Source organism: Trinickia mobilis (assembly GCF_017315705.1).
GTDB lineage: Bacteria > Pseudomonadota > Gammaproteobacteria > Burkholderiales > Burkholderiaceae > Trinickia_A > Trinickia_A mobilis.
Map to the genome: position 1 here is coordinate 19,314 of NZ_JAFLRF010000020.1, position 17,621 is coordinate 36,934.

The window sequence follows — 17,621 nt, forward strand, 5'->3', positions numbered from 1 at the left end:
AAGGGAACACCCATGTCAGCTGAAAAAACGTCAATCGATACGCTTGTCGTGGGCGCCGGCCAGGCCGGCGTGGCCATGAGCGAACACTTGAGCAGGCAAGGGGTGCCGCACCTCGTCCTGGAACGCAGCCGTATCGCTGAACGTTGGCGCACGGGACGTTGGGATTCGCTGGTTGCCAACGGCCCGGCCTGGCATGACCGGTTTCCTGGTCTGGCGTTCGACGATCTCGATCCCGACGCCTTCCCCTCGAAAGAGCGGGTCGCGGACTATTTCGAAACCTATGCCAGGAAATTCAATGCTCCGATCCGCACCGGTGTGGAGGTGAAGAAAGTGGTGCGTAGCGCGGGCCGGCCCGGCTTCACCGTTGAGACATCGGAGGGCATCGTCGAGGCCAACCGTGTCGTGGTCGCTACCGGAGCGTTCCAGCGCCCCTTGATTCCGCCGATCGCGCCAAAAGACGAGACACTCACGCAGATCCACTCTGCCGATTACCGCAATCCAGGCCAACTGCCCGAGGGTGCCGTGCTGGTGGTGGGCGCCGGGTCGTCAGGGGTGCAAATCGCGGATGAACTGCAGCGGTCGGGCAAGAAGGTGTATCTGTCGGTTGGACCGCACGATCGTCCTCCACGCTCCTATCGCAACCGTGATTACTGCTGGTGGCTGGGCGTTCTTGGCGAATGGGACAGAGAGGTCGCCACGCCGGGCAGGGAGCACGTCACCATTGCCGTAAGCGGTGCGCGTGGCGGTCATACCGTCGACTTCCGGGCGCTTGCGAATCAGGGCATCACGCTAGTCGGGTTGACGAAGTCGTTCGATCGCGGCGTCGTCGCTTTCGAACCGGACCTCGCAGGCAACCTCGCTCGCGGTGACGAGAACTACATGGCGCTGCTCGATGCAGCTGACGCGTATATAGCCCGGAATGGACTGGCCCTTGCGGAAGAACCCGAGGCCCGAAAGACGCTTCCCGATCCGGAATGCGTGACCCATCCGCTTCTCGAACTCGACCTCGCCGAAGCTGGCGTGACCTCGATCGTCTGGGCAACCGGCTATGCGGTCGACTACAGCTGGCTGAACGTCAACGCCTTCGCCGCAAACGGTAAGCCGCAACATCAACGAGGCGTCTCGACCGAACCCGGGGTCTATTTTCTGGGTCTGCCGTGGTTGTCGCGTCGTGGCTCCAGTTTCATCTGGGGCGTTTGGCACGATGCCATGCACATTGCGGACCATATCGCCACGCAGCGCAGATATCTCTCGTATCGTGATGCGTCGCAGCGTCAGGCAGCGGACGGTCAAAAGCCGGGCCCTGATGGCGCACACCCTGATTCGCAACATCTCGCGGACCTTCTCGACTGACACGGCAGGGACGTCCGCCGGCGCCGCGGCTGCCTGTCGGGCTCCCTCTTCATCGGGCTGGACGGATTTCTCTCACTACGATCAAGGCGCATGATGAACCAACCTACGCACACCCGTATCCGCATGTTCAACACCAAGGAGACGTACCCGAACCAGTCGCTGGATAACGACCTCTGTCAGGCCGTGCGGGCCGGCAACACCGTTTACGTGCGCGGGCAGGTGGGCACGGATTTCGAAGGCAACCTGATCGGGCTCGGCGATCCGCGGGCTCAGGCCGAACGGGCGATGAAGAACGTCAAGCAATTGCTCGAGGAAGCGGGTAGCGACCTGTCCCATATCGTCAAAACCACCACCTACCTGATCGACCCTCGCTATCGCGAGCCGGTATATCAGGAAGTCGGCAAATGGCTGAAGGGGGTCTTCCCCATTTCGACCGGCCTCGTGGTAAGCGCCCTGGGGCAGCCTCAGTGGCTGATGGAGATCGACGTGATCGCGGTCATTCCGGATAACTGGAAGCCGAATCAGGCTTAAGGAGAAGGACATGACATTCTCCATCGTCGGACGCTGCGCGGAGACCGGCCAGCTTGGGATCGCTATCAGTTCGTCCAGCATCGCGGTGGGGGCTCGATGCCCGTGGGTGCGCGCGGGTGTAGGGGCGGTGGCGACACAGAATGTCACGCTGCCCGCCCTCGGGCCGCAGATCCTCGACTTCCTCGAAGACGGACAGCTCGCGCCCGCTGCGGCCCTGGACCGGGCGCTCGACGCCGACGGATGGAGCCAGTATCGACAGGTGACGGTAATCGATGGCCGGGGCCATACGGCGTTTTTCAGCGGTGAGGAAACGCTGGGCGTTCGTCACGCCGTGGGGGGGAAGCAGTGCGTGGCGGCCGGCAACATGCTGGCGGGCGCGGAGGTGATCGAAGCCATGGTTCAGGCATTCGAGAAAGCGCCCGGCATGCTTGCCGACCGCCTGCTGTCGTCGATGCTCGCCGCAATCGCGGCCGGTGGTGAAGCGGGACCGGTGCACTCGGCGGCGCTCAAGGTGGTGGGCGACGTGATCTGGCCGATCGTCGATCTGCGGGTCGATTGGGCGGATGCGGACCCGATCGGACAACTGGATGCGCTGTGGCAAGCCTATCGACCGCAAATGCAGGACTACCTGACGCGGGCGTTGAATCCGACTGCAGCGCCAAGCTACGGGGTGCCCGGTGATGAATAAGTTGTCGAGCCATCGACTACTCGACAGGCTGATCGGCTTCGCCACCGTCAGCCGGGATTCCAACCTCGAGATGATCGCTTTCATCCGGGATTATCTGGAGGAGCTCGGTGTGCAGAGCGAGCTCTTCTACAACCCCGAGCACACCAAGGCCAACCTGTTCGCCACCATGGGTCCACGGGACCGAGGCGGCGTTGTGCTTTCCGGCCATACCGACGTGGTGCCGGTCGACGGGCAGGCGTGGACGGTAGAGCCATTCCGCCTCACCGAAGCAGACGGGAAGTTGTACGGTCGCGGCACCGCCGACATGAAGGGCTTTATCGCTTCAGTGCTGGCAGCAGTGCCGCGCTTTCTCGAGCGGCCGCTGAAGCTGCCCGTACACCTCGCCTTCTCCTATGACGAGGAAGTGGGTTGTCTGGGTGTACGGCCAATGCTGGAGGAGATCAAGAGGCGTCCGCACAAGCCTCGCCTGTGTCTGATCGGCGAACCTACAGGGTTGAAACCGGTGCTCGGCCACAAGGGCAAGCTGGCCATGCGGTGCCATGTAAAGGGAGCGGCGTGCCACTCGGCTTACGCACCCTATGGAGTCAACGCTATCCAATACGCCGCGCGACTGATCGGCAGACTGGAGGAGATCGGCGCGGCGCTCGCGCAGCCTGAACATCACGATCGTCGCTTCGACCCGCCGTTCTCGACCGTGCAGACCGGCGTTATCAAAGGCGGTCGTGCGCTGAACATCGTGCCGGCGGAATGCGAATTCGATTTCGAGGTACGCGCGCTGCCGGACTTCAATGCAGAGGAGGTGTCGGACAGGCTGCAGACCTATGCCGAGGCCGAATTGCTGCCGAAAATGCGTTCGGTGCAGCGGGACACCGACATTCGCCTCCAGCCGTTGAGCGCCTATCCGGCATTAGCCACCTCCCCCGACAGCGAGGCGGCTCGTCTGTTGGCGCTGCTAAGCGGTTCTACCGAGTTCGGAACGGTCGCGTTCGGAACCGAAGGCGGCCTGTTCGAACACGCGGGTATTCCCACGGTAGTCTGCGGGCCGGGAAGCATGGATCAGGGCCACAAGCCGGACGAGTTCGTCACGCTTGAACAACTCACGGGTTGCGACGCAATGATGGCTCGTCTGGCCGAGTATCTCTCCAGTCCTGTCTGATTCTTTGGCCAGCGCAAGGTGGATCGCGAGCCTCCGAGCAAGCTATACCATGATGAATCCGTGCCGCATGCCGAGCATCACCGCTTCGGTGCGGTTGGTCGCGCCCAGTTTGCCGAAGATGGAGGAGAGGTGGAATTTCACCGTATTGTCCGAAATGTCGAGTTGCCGCGCGATCTCCTTGTTGCCGAGCCCGTCGGCGAGCATCGCCAGTACTTCGATCTCGCGTAACGTCAGGGTTTCGAACAGCACGTCGGATGCCATCTGACGCGGTAGTGTCCGTCCGGCCATCAGCCTTGCGAGCTTCTCCGGCGACAGCACGCAAAGGCCCGCGATCACCGCTTCAATGGACACGACGATTTCGCCTGGCATCGCGTTGCGCGGCAGGATCGCCGTCGCATCGCTTGGCAAACCATCAAGGATCCAGTCGCTGTCTGCATCGTCGGTCAACACGACAAGCGGCAGTGGCGTGTGCTCGAGATCGAATGCCGCCTTGAGCGCGTCGCTCGCCTCTGGTTCCACGTCGATCACGACCACATCGGGCGCCGAACCGGCGAGGCAATCGGCCAGCATTTCGGCGCCGGCTGCGCTACCCGCGAACCCGAGTGCTGGGCTTGCCTCGACGAGCGCTTGCAAGCTTGCGCGCACCTGCGGCGACTGCGCAACAACCGCGACCCGGACCGACCTCGTGTGTGCCATCTGTCCGTTCGACATTTCATCGCTTCCCCGGGTCTCACCTACATGAATCCCGTGGGGGGCGTTCGCCCACGGTTACGAAACACTCGTTGCGTTCGCCACCCCGGATCAACACGATTTTCATCTGCTGTCCGATGCTTGCGGAGCCAAGTGCGGTGTGGACGTCGTCTATGCCGCGACAAGGCTTGCCGTCCAGTTCGATCAGAATATCGCCGATGAGCATACCCGCTTGCTCCGCAGGGCCGCCGGGCGCGAGCGAACTGACCAGCAATCCGCGACTGGAAGGCAGGTTCATTTTCTTGATCCACGTGTCCAACAGGTTCACGTGCTGCGTGCCGAGGCCAAGGTAGCCCCGTGAGACGTGCCCTTTAGCCAGCAGTTCATCGGCGACACGCTCCACGGTCATCGCCGGAATCACCATGCCGGCATCGCGCGCAAGCGCCGATGTGCAGATGCCCATGACCCGCCCGCGCACATCGGCGAGGGCTGCGCCGGAGAAACCTGGGTGCAGGCCGCCGTCCAGTCGCACGAGCGCATCGAGCTGACCGCCCCGCCAGGTGCGCCACGGACCACCCGTGCTGCCGATCACGCCAAAATCGGCGCAGACGCTGAACCCGTCCGCCCGCGCGATGGCGAGCACAAGATGGCCCGCCTTGAGTGAGCGGGCATCGCCGGACTCGACCTGATCTAGGTCCACACCGTCCAGTTTCAGCGCGGCGAGGTCGGTGCCGGCATCCCGGCCCGCGAGGACTGCGGCGACCGTACGGCCATCGGGCAGCGTGACTTCGATGCCGTCCTCACGCCTGAGCGTGTGCGCAGCCGTGATGACGACGCCGTGTCGCCAGATTACCCCACTTGACGGAATGCGATGCCGGCCGTGTACCGCGACGACGCTCTGCCCGACCCGCTCGACGATTTCTGCGAGATTGTCCGACAGGTCCTGCAAAGGATTTCCGCTTGACGATGTGCCTTCCACGTTAGTCTCCTATCAACTGCGACACGACTTGCTGGTGCCTCACGCCGTCCACAATGCACGAATCCTTCGTGGATAGCGTGACTACGAGCGGGTTTAGAATGGCAGAACCACAATGGGAGCGCACCACCCGAACGGGTAGTGGGGTGGGTGCACGGAGCTCGGACTTCACTGTGGCGTCTGCCGCGTCGGATGAACTACCATGCAGGATCGCGGTTCAGTGGTGTCGGAAGTGACGTTCGGTTCGGTGGGGTCGCGAGGCCTTTTCCCGTGCGTCGACTTGACCGCGTGCCTTTGGATGGTCCCTAAACAAGGGCAATATGGCCGCTATCTTTCTGACTGGCGCCAGCGGTTTTCTGGGCGGGCATTTGTTGCGCGAACTGCTTGCTGCGGGCCACGAGGTGCGCGCGCTTTCTCGTCGAATTGATTCCGACGCGATCATCGCCGAACAAGGCGGTATGCCGGTTCGCGCCGAGTTAGCGGATCCCACATCTCTGAATGTCGCGCTGGCCGGTTGCGAGGCGGTGTTCCATGCAGCGGCGGATACCAGCATGTGGAGATCGAGGGCAGCGATACAAACGGCCACCAATCTGCAGGGGACCCAAAACCTGCTGAGAGCGGCCGAGTCGGCCGGTGTGCAGGCCTTTGTGCACACGTCTTCGGTTGCGGCGTACTCGCACCTCGCGCGCGGGACGCTCGATGAGTCAGTGCCGCAGCGAGGGGGCGAGAGCTGGATCAATTACGAGCGCACCAAGTTCCTTGGCGAACAGGCCGTGCGGGGCTCCAGCGTGCCGTGGATTGTCTTTAATCCCTCCCACATCCTCGGTCCGGGCGATCGTCACAACTGGGCCCGCCTCATCCTGATGGTGGACCGCGAGGCGCTACCTGGCATTCCTCCGGGCAGCGGTTCTTTTGCCGATGTACGAGAGGTCGCCAGGGCTCAGGTGCAAGCTTGGCAACGGCGACGGTTTGGCGAAGGTTATTTGGTCGGTGGCGAGCATGCAAGCTACGTCGAACTAGTGCATCGCGTGGGCGCTGTATTAGGCAAGCGCACACCTAACGATGCTACGCCGGCGTGGGCATTGATGACTTTCGCTCACCTTGCCGAAGCATCGTCGTGGCTCACTCGCAAGGAACCTGACGTGACCCCCGAAAGTGCGACGCTGGTCTGCGGAACACTCCGCGTCGATTCGACCAAGGCCCTGCGTGAACTGGACTACGTTGAAACGTCCTTGGATCGTCTGCTTGCAGATACCGTCGCCTGGATGAGGAAGGAAGGTTTGGTCGGTCGCTGATTGCAATCTTCTCGTGGGACAGCGTTCGGCCGATTTTGGCCGATCGACTTCGCTTGGTGAATTGCCGACAAGACGGGCGAGCTTCGCTCAAGACCGCAATTCACGTCCGCATGCAAAGTCGCGCGAGCTTGTAAAGACGCAATGAGTTGCATATGTTCATCAGTTGGTCATCCTGTCCGTGCGACCATGCGAGCCGCGCCTGCAGGGTCTCGTCCACCCTCGGAGTTCCAGCGGGCAATCACTACGCGAGGTGCTCTATATCAGACAAAGACATCGGCAATAAAGAAGTAGAACGAATCATGTGAATGATCGCTACATTCAGGAGAGCATCAGTCATGGTCGAAACAAAACGAATTCATGCTGCGCTCCTCGCCGCAGCGATCGCCACGATTGCGCCGGCCAGTCATGCGCACAACACCACCGACTGGCTGGCGAACACCTATGGCACCCTCGCCGCCCACGTGGGTAACACCGCGCGTTCCATGTGGGTCGCGCGCGAAGGCGCCATCTATACGGCCTCCATGTGGGACGAGTACGAGGGCGGCGTCGCAATCTACCAGAACGGCAAGAGCCTCGGCTCGATCGGCTCGCACGGCGAGTTTCAGGGCGGCGCGATCACGGGCAACGCAACGTCGATCTTCGCGGCGCTGCAGTACAGCAAGTCGTACGGCAGCGGCGCGGTGGGACGATACAACCGCGCCACCAGGACTCGCGATCTTTTCATTCAGGTCAGCGCGTGGAACAACCTGCCTCGGGTCGACGTCATCACCGGACTCGCCACGGCGGGCTCGCTCCTCTATGCGAGCGACTTCTACGGCAATCGCGTCCGGATCTTCACCACCGACGGTGTCTGGCAGCGGGACATCAACGTCTCGGGCCCGGGCGCGCTCGCCCTGGATGGCGCAGGCAACGTCTGGATCGCACAGAAGAGTGCGGGCACGATCGTCGAGTTCAGTCCAACCGGCGCCCTGCTGAACACCATCCAGATGCCCAGCGGGTCGCAGCCGTCGGCGCTCTATTTCGACGCGTCATCGGGGCAGCTCATGGTCGGAGACGAGGGCCCCGACATGAACATCAAGCGCTACAACCTGTCGCGCACGCCGACGCTGGCTGGTACATTCGGCATTCAGGGCGGTTATCTCGACACCACGACGGGAATCAAAGGCCAGGTCGGCGCAAAGCGCTTCACCCGCGTCACTGGCATCGGCAAGGATACCGCCGGTAACCTCTATGTGCTCAACAACCCGTGGGGCGGCAGCTGGGACCTCGGCCGCAACGGCGGCACCGACATTCACGCGTATGACAGTGGCGGCAACCAGCGGTGGACGCTTCAGTCCCTCAACTTCGAGGGCGTCGCTGCCCCGGACCCGGCCACGGATGGCGCCTTGTTCTACGGCGGCACCAACATCTACACCGGCAGCGCTGGAGGCACCTTCGTCGCGAACACCGTCGATCCGTTCACCTACCCGGCGGATCCGCGCGTCAACATGAGCGATAGCCAGCGCGACGAGCATTTCGGGCAACTCGTCACCGTCGGCGCTAACCGGATCCTCGTGGCGTCCGGCCAGAACCCTCCGATCTTCTACTTTTTCCATTTCAACGCGGCGCATGGCTACATCGCCATTCCGGACGCATCGATTCCGGGCGCCGCGTTCAACACGACCCGGCGTGTCACAGGCGGATTCTGCATCGACAGCAAGGGGGGCGTGTGGGCCGGTCTGGACAAGACCGGTTACATCTACCACTACCCGCTGACCGGCTTCGACGACAGCGGCAAGCCGACCTGGGGACCCGGTATCCCCATCCGGATTCCGGAGAGCATTCAGCCGCTGACGCGCATCGTCTACCTCGCGGACAGCGACACCATGATTCTCGGACAGGGCATCGTCGGGAGTCCGGACTGGACGTCGATAGGCACGCGGATCGAGGTGTATCACGGCTGGAGCGCGGGCAACACCACCACCCCCAATCCGGTGATCAACCTCACCGACGTCGGCGCCAAGTCGATTGACGCGGCCGGCAACTATCTCTTTGTCGGCTACTGGTTCAGCAGCAACGGGCAAGCCAGGCCGAACATCGATGCCTTCAGTCTCGCTACAGGCAACCTCGACGCCACGCTGGTCAACACCAGTATCGGTACCGTGGACGCCAGCAGCGCGGTCGATTCGATGTACGGTATCAGGGCATACCTTCGATCGACTGGCGAGTACGTGGTCACGAAGAACAACGTCAAGGGCAACAGCATCACTGTTTATCGCTGGACGCCCTGATCGTGCGTTTCGTCCATGAGAGAGGTCAGCTTACGGGTAGGACCCCGGACGCTCATTGAGCGGTCTCGCGCCGGTGATCTTCGAAGCGACTGGGAGTATCGTTACTGGATGGCCGCTCGTTTCGGCCTCGTTTCCCAATCGCTCGGTTGCACGGCGGGCGGGACTTGCACCTATTGAAGCCCGGTTCGATCGAGAGCGAACGGGCCCCGAGCACGTCTGCCGAAGGTGTGCTGTTGCTGGGACGATGCTCGTTGTCAGGTCACTCGGTGGCCGATAGCCGTCAGTGATTCCTGCACGGCCAATCGAACAAAGGAGACTCGCATGAGCACATGCAACGAACCTCATCACGCTCACCATGACCATCAGCATGGCCCGGGCTGCGGTCACACCGCAATTAAACATGGCGACCACATAGACTATCTGCACGACGGCCATTTGCACCATCCGCATGGCGATCATGTAGACGAGCACAAGATCGAGGTCAGCGCAAAAAATCCGGACCAATGTACGCCAGACTGCGGTGGCCATGAACCGGGCCATGCACACGGCCCAGGCTGCGGACACGAGCCCGTACCGCATGGCGATCATGTCGATTACCTGGTCAACGGACACCTTCATCACCCGCACGGCGATCACTGCGATGATCACGGTCCGGTGGACCTCGCCTGAGCGCCATTGAAACGCGGCGGGGAGCCGGATTCCTTGCCCCCTCCCCGCCTCGATAGACCCTGCTCACAAATATTTCGACTCCGCCGACTTTTGCGCATGTGATGATATGTTATATCATTGCACAGACGTCATATCCGATGACCCAATCCGGCGAGAGTCAGGGCGAGGGCGGACCGTCGCCGCAAGGAGAACACGATGGCAAATGCAGGCGAAGTCCGACGTATCCCGACCACGATCCTCACCGGGTTCCTCGGTGCCGGTAAAACGACATTGCTCAACCGCATTCTCACCGAGCATCACGGCGGTCGGGTTGCCGTAATCGAGAATGAGTTCGGAGAGGCCGGCATCGATAATGAGTTACTGGTTCGGGACGGTAGCGAACAGATCATCGAAATGAACAACGGATGCATCTGTTGCACGGTGCGTGGCGACCTTATGCGGATTCTCTCGACGCTCGCGGCGCGACGCGAAGCGGGCGAGCTCGTGTTTGAACGCGTCGTTATCGAAACGACAGGGCTTGCCGATCCTGCCCCCGTCGCACAGACATTCTTTATCGACGACGTCATCCAGGAGAAGTACCTCCTGGATGCCATCGTGACGGTGGTCGACGCGAAGCACGGTAATTCCCAACTCGATGAACATCATGAAGCCCAGGAGCAGGTTGGATTCGCAGACCGGATCCTGGTATCCAAGGTCGACCTGGCAGGCGCAGGGGAGACTGAGGAACTGATGCAGCGGCTACGCCAGATGAATCCGCGTGCGCCCATTCGGCCCGTGCATTTCGGCACGACAGATTTGACCGATCTTCTCGACATACGGAGTTTCGACCTGGACGCGATCGTCGAAATCGAGCCGGATTTTCTGGAGGACGTCTCGCACGAGCATGATGATGATGTGACGTCCTTTGTCTATCGCAACACTGCGCCACTGGATCGAGACAACGTTGAAGCGTTCTTCAGCAAAATCGTCGAGTTATACGGCGCGGACATGTTGCGCTACAAGGGCGTGCTGAGCCTCGCAGGCGAGAACAGGCGGGTTGTCTTCCAGGGTGTGCACATGATCTTTGGCGCGGACGTCGGCGCGCCGTGGAGAAAGAACGAAGCGCGCGAGACCAGGATCGTGTTCATCGGCAAGCAATTGCCCTCGGCGCTTTTCAAGACGGGCCTCGATGCTTGTGTCGCCGATGATCGACGAGCGCGCTCCTAGCGCTTATTTCAACCGCCTCGCCCACAAAAATGCGGACAGGGTCGAGCAAGGCAGCGGCAGCATTATCAACATCTCCTCGACCTACGGACACGAGGGTGCCGCGGGGGCCTCTGTCTATGTCGGCAGCAAGCACGCCGTTGAAGGTATCACCACGAGAGAGTCCGAGCTTGCGCCCCGCTGCCGACAACCCACCAACGTTTGCCGCTTCGACAAAAAGCCGGAAGCCGCCGAGGCTGTCCACGATATTTCCGCTTTTTTTGAAAATGATTCAACCGGTATCCCAATTATCAAGCGGGACCGGACTCCGGACAATGCGGCACATCCTCAACGAAGTCCGGAGATCAGCATCATGTCGATTACCGCCTCGCCGCTTTTCACGCCTGCAGTCGTCGCCGGATGGCAGCTCGTGACCGACGCGGTCCATTCGGCAGGCGGTCGGATCTTTCTGCAACTCTGGCACGTGGGCCGCATGTCCCATCCGGATTTCCACAACGGCGAGTTGCCGGTGGCACCCTCCGCCGTTCCCTTCGACGGCCAGATCTGGAAGGTCGACCCCGCCACCGGCATTGGCGCCATGGCCGCCTCCCCGACGCCGCGCGCACTCACCCGCGACGAGATTGACGATGTCGTGGCGGATTTCCGCCAGGCCGCTCGCAATGCACTCAACGCGGGCTTCGACGGGGTCGAGATCCACGGCGCCAATGGCTATCTCATCGACCAGTTCCTGCGTACCACGTCCAACGTGCGCACCGACGAATACGGTGGCTCACGTGAGAACCGGCTACGTTTTCTCAAGGACGTCGTCAACGCAGTGGCGGACGAGGTGGGCGCGGAGCGCACCGCCATTCGACTCGCGCCGTTTCTGACCGCGCGTGGCATGGCGTGTCCCGACATCCTGCCGACCATCCTCGAAGCTGCCGAATTTTTGCAGGGACGCGGCATTGGCTATCTGCATCTGGTCGAAGCGGATTGGGACGACGCGCCGCAATTCACCGAGGAATTCCGCCAGGCCATTCGCGCCCGGTTTAAGCGGCCCATCGTCGTAGCCGGTAACTATGACAAGGCGCGCGCCGATTGGGTCGTGTCCCGCGGCTACGCCGACCTGGTCGCCTTCGGCCGGCCATTCGTCGCCAATCCAGACTTCCCGCGCCGTCTCGCCGACGGTCTGCCGCTGGCCAGCTTCGACGGCAGCACGCTGTTCGGTGGTGGTGAGCGCGGCTACACCGACTATCCCGTTGTGCCGGAAGCCGAGGCATCCGACCAGGATCGTGACGCGGTCAGCCTTTCCTGAAGTCCGATGTCGTGCGCTACGCCAATGCCGGTTCATCCCGCAGCAAGGAGCAGAAAATGTTTGTTTATCGCGGGTCGACCGCTTTGATTACCGGCGCATCCAAAGGGCTTGGAAAAGTCTTTGCAGAGGCCCTCGCCGCACGCGGCATGAACCTTGTGTTGGTCGCCCGATCCGGCGACGCTTTGCAGACCCTCGCGGTCGACCTGACCGCCAGGCATGGCGTGAAATCCATCGCGCTCAACGCGGACCTCGGCGATTCCAACGCAGCCGCGCAGATCGCCGAGGAACTCGAGCGCCGCGGTGTTCAGGTAGACCTGCTGATCAACAATGCAGGGCTTGGCCTGACCGGCAGCTTCCTCTCGCACGATCTCAGGAAGAAGCAGTCCGAGATCCAGGTCAACGTTCAGGCGCTCGCCGCACTCAGCCACCTGTTTGGCAGCGGCATGGCAAAACGTGGCAGGGGCGGCATCATCAACCTCGCTTCCAACGCGAGCTTCCAACCAATCCCTTTTATGGCCACCTACGCCGCGACCAAGGCTTTCGTTCTTCACTTCAGCGAGGCGCTGCAGTTTGAACTCGCCGGAACGGGTGTCCACGTGATGGCTGCTTGCCCAGGGCCTACGGCAACGAGCTTCTTTGATGGCGTGTCGACTACTGTGTTACCCGGGAACATGGACCGCCCGGAATCGGTGGTTCAGAAAACGCTCGATGCCTTTGACCGCAGGAAAGCCGTCGTTTATCCGGGGCGGGCCAGCGTGAGAGCCGCTACCTGGTTGTCGCGGTTGCTGCCTCGAGCGCTCGTGGTTCGCATCGCGGCAATGGCCAGCGGCAAGATGGGGCTCCACGGCTGAACGCAAGCACTAGCGCCGGACGCTGCGCGCCTTCTTCTTCGAGGACGCGGACTCCCGGTGCGGCCGCTGTGCGTCGGCGTGTTCGCGGATCATGTCAATTAGCGCGCGCAATCCGGCTGGCACATGACGGCGGCCCGGATAATACAGGCAGAGGCCGTCGAGCGGAGGCGTCCAGTCTTCCAGCACGCGCATCAGCGTGCCCGCCTGCAGATCTGCGGCGACGTTCCACTCGGTCAGATATGTGAGCCCGAGACCCGCGCGCGCGGCGTCCAGCATGAGACCCGGTTCGTCGAGCGTCAGCGAGCCTTTTCCGTCGATACGCACTGCTTCGCCATGCCGCTCGAATTCCCATTGATAAATCGCGCCACTCGGCATCCGAGTGCGAATGCAAAGGTGCGCGTTCAAATCGGCAGGCGTACGCGGCGGTTTATGTCGTGCGAAGTACCCCGGGCTGCCAACCACGGCGAAGCGCAGTTTATGGCCGAACGGTACCGCGATCATATCTTGTGGTACCAACTCGGCAAGACGGATACCCGCATCGAATCCTTCGACGACGATATCGATCAGCCGTCCTTCGGTCACGATATCGAGCTTCATGTCCGGATAGCGCTGCAGGAACGCGATAAAGATCGGCATCGCTTGCCTGGCGGCGCCTGCCGACGTATTGATGCGTAACGTGCCCGACAGCGTGTCACTAAAACTGCTTGCTTGTTCGATCGCGACGCGGATCGTCGAAAGTGCGGGCGCGACGCTGTCGACGAATTGCGCGCCCGCTTCCGATAACGACACGCTGCGTGTCGTGCGATTGAAGAGCCGCACGCCGATGCGGGCCTCGAGCGCGGCCACCGTGTGACTGAGCGCAGACGTCGAGACGCCCAGTTCGGTCGCGGCCGCGCGAAAGCTGCGATGCCGCGCGACGGCCAGCACCGCTTCCAGTTCGCTCAGACCTGACGTTTTCATTGTCCCGAATTATTCAATACCGCATGCGAAATTGTACGGCTAGTCGACGCAATGGCATGGGTCTATCTTTTGCCGATCAAAATGCCTTCCAGGAGCAGCCATGCAGATCGTCGACAAGATTTATATCGATGGCGCGTTCGTCAAGCCGCACGGCGACGAACTTTTCGACCTCTTCAATCCGGCGACCGAACAGGTGATTGGCCGCGCGCTTCTCGCCGATGCGCAAGACGCACGCGACGCGATCGCCGCCGCGAAGCGCGCGTTTCCGGCGTTTTCCACCACTGACAAGCGCGAGCGCATAGAAATGCTGATGCGGATGCACGACGCCGTCGTCGCGAAAGAGGAGGAGCTATGCCTGGCCATCACCGAAGAATACGGCGCGCCGGTGTCGCGTGGCCGGTGGATGGCTCAGCACGCGAGCAACGTTTTACTCGAAGCGGCGAAGGTGTTGGAGGACTACGCGTTCACGCGCCGGGCAGGCGCAGCCGAAGTGGTGATGCAGCCGCTTGGCGTCGCCGGACTGATTACGCCCTGGAATAGCGACGCGGGCTTTATCTGCGGGAAGCTGGCTTCCGCGTTGGCGGCAGGTTGCACAGCCGTCATCAAGCCTAGCGAAATGAGCGCGATCCAGACCCGCATCGTCACCGAGGCGCTGCATGAAGCGGGCCTGCCGTCCGGCGTGGTCAACATCGTCACTGGCCGCGGCGAAACGGTCGGAGCCCAGATCAGCTCGCACCCCGATGTCGCCAAGCTGTCATTCACCGGCTCTACGGCCGTCGGCAAGACGATTCTGCGTGCTGCTGCCGATACCTTAAAACGCGTCACCCTCGAACTGGGTGGAAAATCGCCCGTAATCGTGCTGGACGATGCGAACTTTGACGATGTCGTACCGCTTGCGATTCAGGCCGGCTTCATGAACAGCGGCCAAGCATGCATCGCGGGTACGCGTATTCTCGTGCCTCAAAAACGGCTGGAGGCGTTCGAAGCGCGCGTACGTGAAGAAGTGGCGCGCACACAGGTGGGCGATCCACGCGATCCGCAAACGACTGTCGGTCCAATGGTCAGCCAGAAGCAGTGGGAGCGAGTACAACGCTATATCCGCATTGGCACTGACGAAGGCGCGCGTTTGATCGCGGGCGGCGAAGGTCGGCCGGATGGTATCGGCGCAGGATGGTTCGTGCGACCGACCGTCTTCAGCGACGTCACGAACGACATGGCGATTGCCCGCGAAGAAATCTTCGGCCCTGTGCTGTCGATCATCACGTACCGCGATACGGAAGATGCGATCTCCATCGCCAACGACACCAACTACGGCTTGCAGGCGTACGTGTTTTCAGCGGATGCGAAGCGTGCGCGCGAGGTCGCGTCGCGGATCGAAGCCGGCCGCGTCCTCGTCAACACGCTCGCGCACGAGCCGGCCGCGCCGTTTGGCGGCTTCAAGCAGTCGGGTATCGGCCGCGAGTACGGCACCTTTGGGCTCGAGGCTTTTCTCGAGCCGAAGGCTGTTCTCGCAGCGTAGTGACGCACAGCCCAGGTTCCCAGACTCATTGGCGTATCCTGGCCTGTAGTCGCTCTAGGTCCGCTTTTGAGTGCGGAGGCAACCGTCGCGCGGACGATATCGGAAGTGCGCGCAGTCGGCTGCACGCACTTTAGGGGACTTTCCTCGTAGGACCGCGCAGTGTGTCCGCCCATGGCGGCCGGGGACATCGACAACGGCTGTGGCTGGCCCGGCCGAGGCCTGTGCCGATACTGTCACGGTCTTGCTGGGAAGGTGTCCAGGTCGGCACGCCTGACGGAAGACTCGTGATCGTCAGCGTGTACAACGACTAGCTCGAGTTGCAACGGCTCTCTGGCCGTCAGGCGTTTTGCTTAGGTGCTTGTGCGGACACGTTAGGCCGATGCGCTGGACGAGCCCATCCTCCCGAACACGAATTGCCCCAGGTACCAAACCAGTTCCGAGTTTGCGAGGATATCCTCCTCCGTAACTGTCGAGGCCTCAAGCTTCATACGTCGCAGCATGAGCTTGCCCTCCCTCGACGTAACCCATGCGTGGACCAGGTCCTTCCGGGTTTTAGCGTCGGCCGCGTTGAAGCGCTCACGTCCCTTAAGCGACTCCTCGGTCATGCGTGCCCGTGCTTCTTGATCGCGCGAGGCAATACTGCGCGCAACTGAACTCTGTGTTTCAGTTTTCGCGACCTCTGCTTCGGTTTCCTCGGTAAGCATTTTTGCCTGAACCTCGACCATTTTCCGTTCTGCTTCCGACATCTTCCAGTTGTCGCGCAGGGCTTGCATTAGGTAGCCGGCGGGACTCTTTTTCACCTGCCCACGATTGAGCTTGAAGCGTGTGTATTCGACAGCCTGCTGGATGCGTGCATCGGTCCAAAGTTCGCGGTTCTCGGAAATCTCGCTGAATTGCTTGGTCGACAGGTTGAATTCTTCTTTGAGAATCTTGTACAGGTGGCTGGCGTCAGCCAGGCTCGCCAGGGCAGCGTCGGCGGTGTCCTTGCGTTTGAGCAGAAACCTTATGCGGTCGATTTTTTTCGACGTGCTGGATTCGGTCCTGGTTTCATAGGACAACTCGATGTCGGATACCTCGTTGATTTCACGGACGGCGGGCTCCAGCCAGTCGCGCTTGAAGTATTTGAAGATGGCCGCGTTCGCTCCCATTCTGCCGGGCCAGCTTCGCATGTCCTCAAGAGGTATCCATTCCGTTCGGCCATCCCGCACACTCGGCAGGACCTGATCGTAAATCGCGCGCGCCAAGCTGCGCGTGAAGGCCGTCGAGATGCGCAGGCTCAGCCAGTGGGATTTTTTGGGGTCACGAATGTGCGGGACCAGGCGCGGATGCACGTCGAATCGAATGCGTCCTCTATGGAATCCCACCATCCCCATCAGTTGGACCGAGGCCCACAGGTCGTCTTCGTTCGGGTCCCGGTCGAGCGGAGTATCGGTGACCTGAATTTTAGCGTCCTGGGCTTCCCCTGCGATTGTGCGCAAGTGCTTGAGATTGCGGCTGTCGTAGCGCATCAGCCACTTGAAGTAGTTCAGCTCGACGTCGTACTGGTCTTGTGCTTCTGCTTCTTGTGCGACGATGAAATATGCGGCGTCAAGAAAGCGCCGGGCCGGCAGCCCCATGTTCACGATTTGCGTGAAGAAGTTATTGCGCTGGTACCCGATTTCACGGCTGGCCTCGTTGATGGGCAGGCCCACGTCGAACATGTCCTCGAACAGCGCGAGTGCCATCTGACGAGGCGTCACCTTCGATTTGCCGTCTTCCGGATCATCCGCGGCCGCCATGTATTCTTCCGTTCTTTATTTGGACTTCCGGGAATGTAGCATGCCTAGGTGAGCTGTCAACACAATGAACCTCACCATCAGGGCGCGGCGCGGCCCGATTGAGGCCTACCCTCGCCCACGTTGCACAATCAACCTCACCTCAGCACAATCAACCTCACCATGTCTAAAACGGCCCGCCCGTCAAAGCCTTTTGCCATGGGGCTTCCAGCAGAGTCCATAGATCGCAGCACATTCAACCTCACCTTTGTATGAACCGACCCTGTCGCGCACATCTGGCCTCACCTTTGTGCGGAACGGGCCTCACCAACCCCACACAACGCAACTCACCTCCATGCACAGCCAACCTCACCTCGGGCACAACGGACCTCACCTTTGCGGGGTTAAGGTA

15 protein-coding genes are annotated in these 17,621 nt (G+C 61.5%); 11 read left to right on the forward strand and 4 right to left on the reverse strand.

Translation table 11 applies throughout. The features are described 5' to 3' along the window. Positions 1-12: 12 nt before the first annotated feature. The 4 genes from J3489_RS23595 (at position 13) to argE (ending at position 3,728) form a co-directional block, all read left to right on the forward strand. Positions 13-1,353 (forward strand): flavin-containing monooxygenase, encoded by a 1,341-nt coding sequence (locus tag J3489_RS23595; RefSeq protein WP_207002191.1) that lies wholly within the window; start codon positions 13-15, stop codon positions 1,351-1,353. Between the two features lie 93 nt (positions 1,354-1,446). Further along, the gene (locus J3489_RS23600) at positions 1,447-1,884 is read left to right on the forward strand and encodes a RidA family protein (protein ID WP_207002323.1); all 438 of its coding nucleotides are present in this window, start codon (positions 1,447-1,449) and stop codon (positions 1,882-1,884) included. Between the two features lie 10 nt (positions 1,885-1,894). Then, a complete protein-coding gene (locus J3489_RS23605; protein ID WP_207002194.1) occupies positions 1,895-2,572 on the forward strand; it encodes a DUF1028 domain-containing protein in 678 nt (225 codons plus the stop codon). Continuing rightward, positions 2,565-3,728 (forward strand): acetylornithine deacetylase, encoded by a 1,164-nt coding sequence (gene argE / locus J3489_RS23610; RefSeq protein WP_207002196.1) that lies wholly within the window; start codon positions 2,565-2,567, stop codon positions 3,726-3,728. Before J3489_RS23605 ends, argE begins: the two co-directional genes overlap by 8 nt. 42 nt (positions 3,729-3,770) lie before the next feature. On the opposite strand, the gene J3489_RS38620 is transcribed toward argE, so the two are convergent. After that, the gene (locus J3489_RS38620; RefSeq protein WP_309491412.1) at positions 3,771-4,262 is read right to left on the reverse strand and encodes a helix-turn-helix transcriptional regulator; all 492 of its coding nucleotides are present in this window, start codon (positions 4,260-4,262) and stop codon (positions 3,771-3,773) included. Positions 4,263-4,458: 196 nt separating this feature from the next. Further along, on the reverse strand, positions 4,459-5,397 hold the full coding sequence (locus J3489_RS23620; protein WP_207002200.1) for a S1C family serine protease: 939 nt from the start codon (positions 5,395-5,397) through the stop codon (positions 4,459-4,461). Positions 5,398-5,714: 317 nt separating this feature from the next. Here J3489_RS23620 and J3489_RS23625 point away from each other — a divergent pair, with 317 nt between their 5' ends. The 6 genes from J3489_RS23625 (at position 5,715) to J3489_RS23650 (ending at position 12,976) form a co-directional block, all read left to right on the forward strand. Further along, positions 5,715-6,689, forward strand: coding sequence for an NAD-dependent epimerase/dehydratase family protein (locus J3489_RS23625; RefSeq protein ID WP_207002202.1), 975 nt, complete (start codon positions 5,715-5,717; stop codon positions 6,687-6,689). A 335-nt stretch (positions 6,690-7,024) separates the two neighbouring features. Beyond that, positions 7,025-8,959, forward strand: a complete 1,935-nt coding sequence (locus J3489_RS23630) for an SMP-30/gluconolactonase/LRE family protein (protein ID WP_207002204.1) — start codon at positions 7,025-7,027, stop codon at positions 8,957-8,959. A 538-nt stretch (positions 8,960-9,497) separates the two neighbouring features. Next, positions 9,498-9,638, forward strand: coding sequence for a hypothetical protein (locus J3489_RS23635; protein WP_207002206.1), 141 nt, complete (start codon positions 9,498-9,500; stop codon positions 9,636-9,638). 185 nt (positions 9,639-9,823) lie between these two features. Next, positions 9,824-10,834, forward strand: coding sequence for a CobW family GTP-binding protein (locus tag J3489_RS23640; protein ID WP_207002207.1), 1,011 nt, complete (start codon positions 9,824-9,826; stop codon positions 10,832-10,834). Further along, positions 10,812-12,125 carry an alkene reductase gene (locus J3489_RS23645; RefSeq protein ID WP_207002209.1) on the forward strand — a complete coding sequence of 438 codons (1,314 nt, stop codon included), beginning with the start codon at positions 10,812-10,814 and terminating at the stop codon, positions 12,123-12,125. The genes J3489_RS23640 and J3489_RS23645 overlap by 23 nt, the downstream gene beginning before the upstream one ends. A gap of 11 nt (positions 12,126-12,136) precedes the next feature. Then, positions 12,137-12,976 (forward strand): SDR family NAD(P)-dependent oxidoreductase, encoded by an 840-nt coding sequence (locus J3489_RS23650; protein ID WP_207002211.1) that lies wholly within the window; start codon positions 12,137-12,139, stop codon positions 12,974-12,976. 9 nt (positions 12,977-12,985) lie between these two features. Here the strand turns inward: J3489_RS23650 and J3489_RS23655 are convergent, their stop codons facing one another. Further along, complete coding sequence (locus J3489_RS23655; protein ID WP_207002213.1) at positions 12,986-13,936, reverse strand: LysR family transcriptional regulator; 951 nt, start codon at positions 13,934-13,936, stop codon at positions 12,986-12,988. Between the two features lie 100 nt (positions 13,937-14,036). Between J3489_RS23655 and J3489_RS23660 the strand changes: the two genes are divergently transcribed. Continuing rightward, entirely contained in the window at positions 14,037-15,455 is a 1,419-nt protein-coding gene (locus J3489_RS23660; RefSeq protein ID WP_207002215.1) for an aldehyde dehydrogenase family protein, read from the forward strand. A 371-nt stretch (positions 15,456-15,826) separates the two neighbouring features. Here the strand turns inward: J3489_RS23660 and J3489_RS23665 are convergent, their stop codons facing one another. After that, positions 15,827-17,233 (reverse strand): replication initiation protein, encoded by a 1,407-nt coding sequence (locus J3489_RS23665; protein WP_207002217.1) that lies wholly within the window; start codon positions 17,231-17,233, stop codon positions 15,827-15,829. Positions 17,234-17,621 lie beyond the last annotated feature (388 nt).

Excerpts from the sequence above, each read along its gene's own strand:
- J3489_RS23605 (WP_207002194.1), top strand. The coding sequence starts at position 1,895 with ATGACATTCTCCATCGTCGGACGCTGCGCGGAGACCGGCCAGCTTGGG.
- J3489_RS23630 (WP_207002204.1), top strand. The coding sequence starts at position 7,025 with ATGGTCGAAACAAAACGAATTCATGCTGCGCTCCTCGCCGCAGCGATC.
- J3489_RS23655 (WP_207002213.1), bottom strand. The coding sequence starts at position 13,936 with ATGAAAACGTCAGGTCTGAGCGAACTGGAAGCGGTGCTGGCCGTCGCG.
- J3489_RS23595 (WP_207002191.1), top strand. The coding sequence starts at position 13 with ATGTCAGCTGAAAAAACGTCAATCGATACGCTTGTCGTGGGCGCCGGC.
- J3489_RS23640 (WP_207002207.1), top strand. The coding sequence starts at position 9,824 with ATGGCAAATGCAGGCGAAGTCCGACGTATCCCGACCACGATCCTCACC.
- J3489_RS23600 (WP_207002323.1), top strand. The coding sequence starts at position 1,447 with ATGAACCAACCTACGCACACCCGTATCCGCATGTTCAACACCAAGGAG.
- J3489_RS23645 (WP_207002209.1), top strand. The coding sequence starts at position 10,812 with ATGATCGACGAGCGCGCTCCTAGCGCTTATTTCAACCGCCTCGCCCAC.
- J3489_RS23660 (WP_207002215.1), top strand. The coding sequence starts at position 14,037 with ATGCAGATCGTCGACAAGATTTATATCGATGGCGCGTTCGTCAAGCCG.
- argE (WP_207002196.1), top strand. The coding sequence starts at position 2,565 with ATGAATAAGTTGTCGAGCCATCGACTACTCGACAGGCTGATCGGCTTC.
- J3489_RS23625 (WP_207002202.1), top strand. The coding sequence starts at position 5,715 with ATGGCCGCTATCTTTCTGACTGGCGCCAGCGGTTTTCTGGGCGGGCAT.
- J3489_RS23665 (WP_207002217.1), bottom strand. The coding sequence starts at position 17,233 with ATGGCGGCCGCGGATGATCCGGAAGACGGCAAATCGAAGGTGACGCCT.
- J3489_RS23635 (WP_207002206.1), top strand. The coding sequence starts at position 9,498 with ATGCACACGGCCCAGGCTGCGGACACGAGCCCGTACCGCATGGCGATC.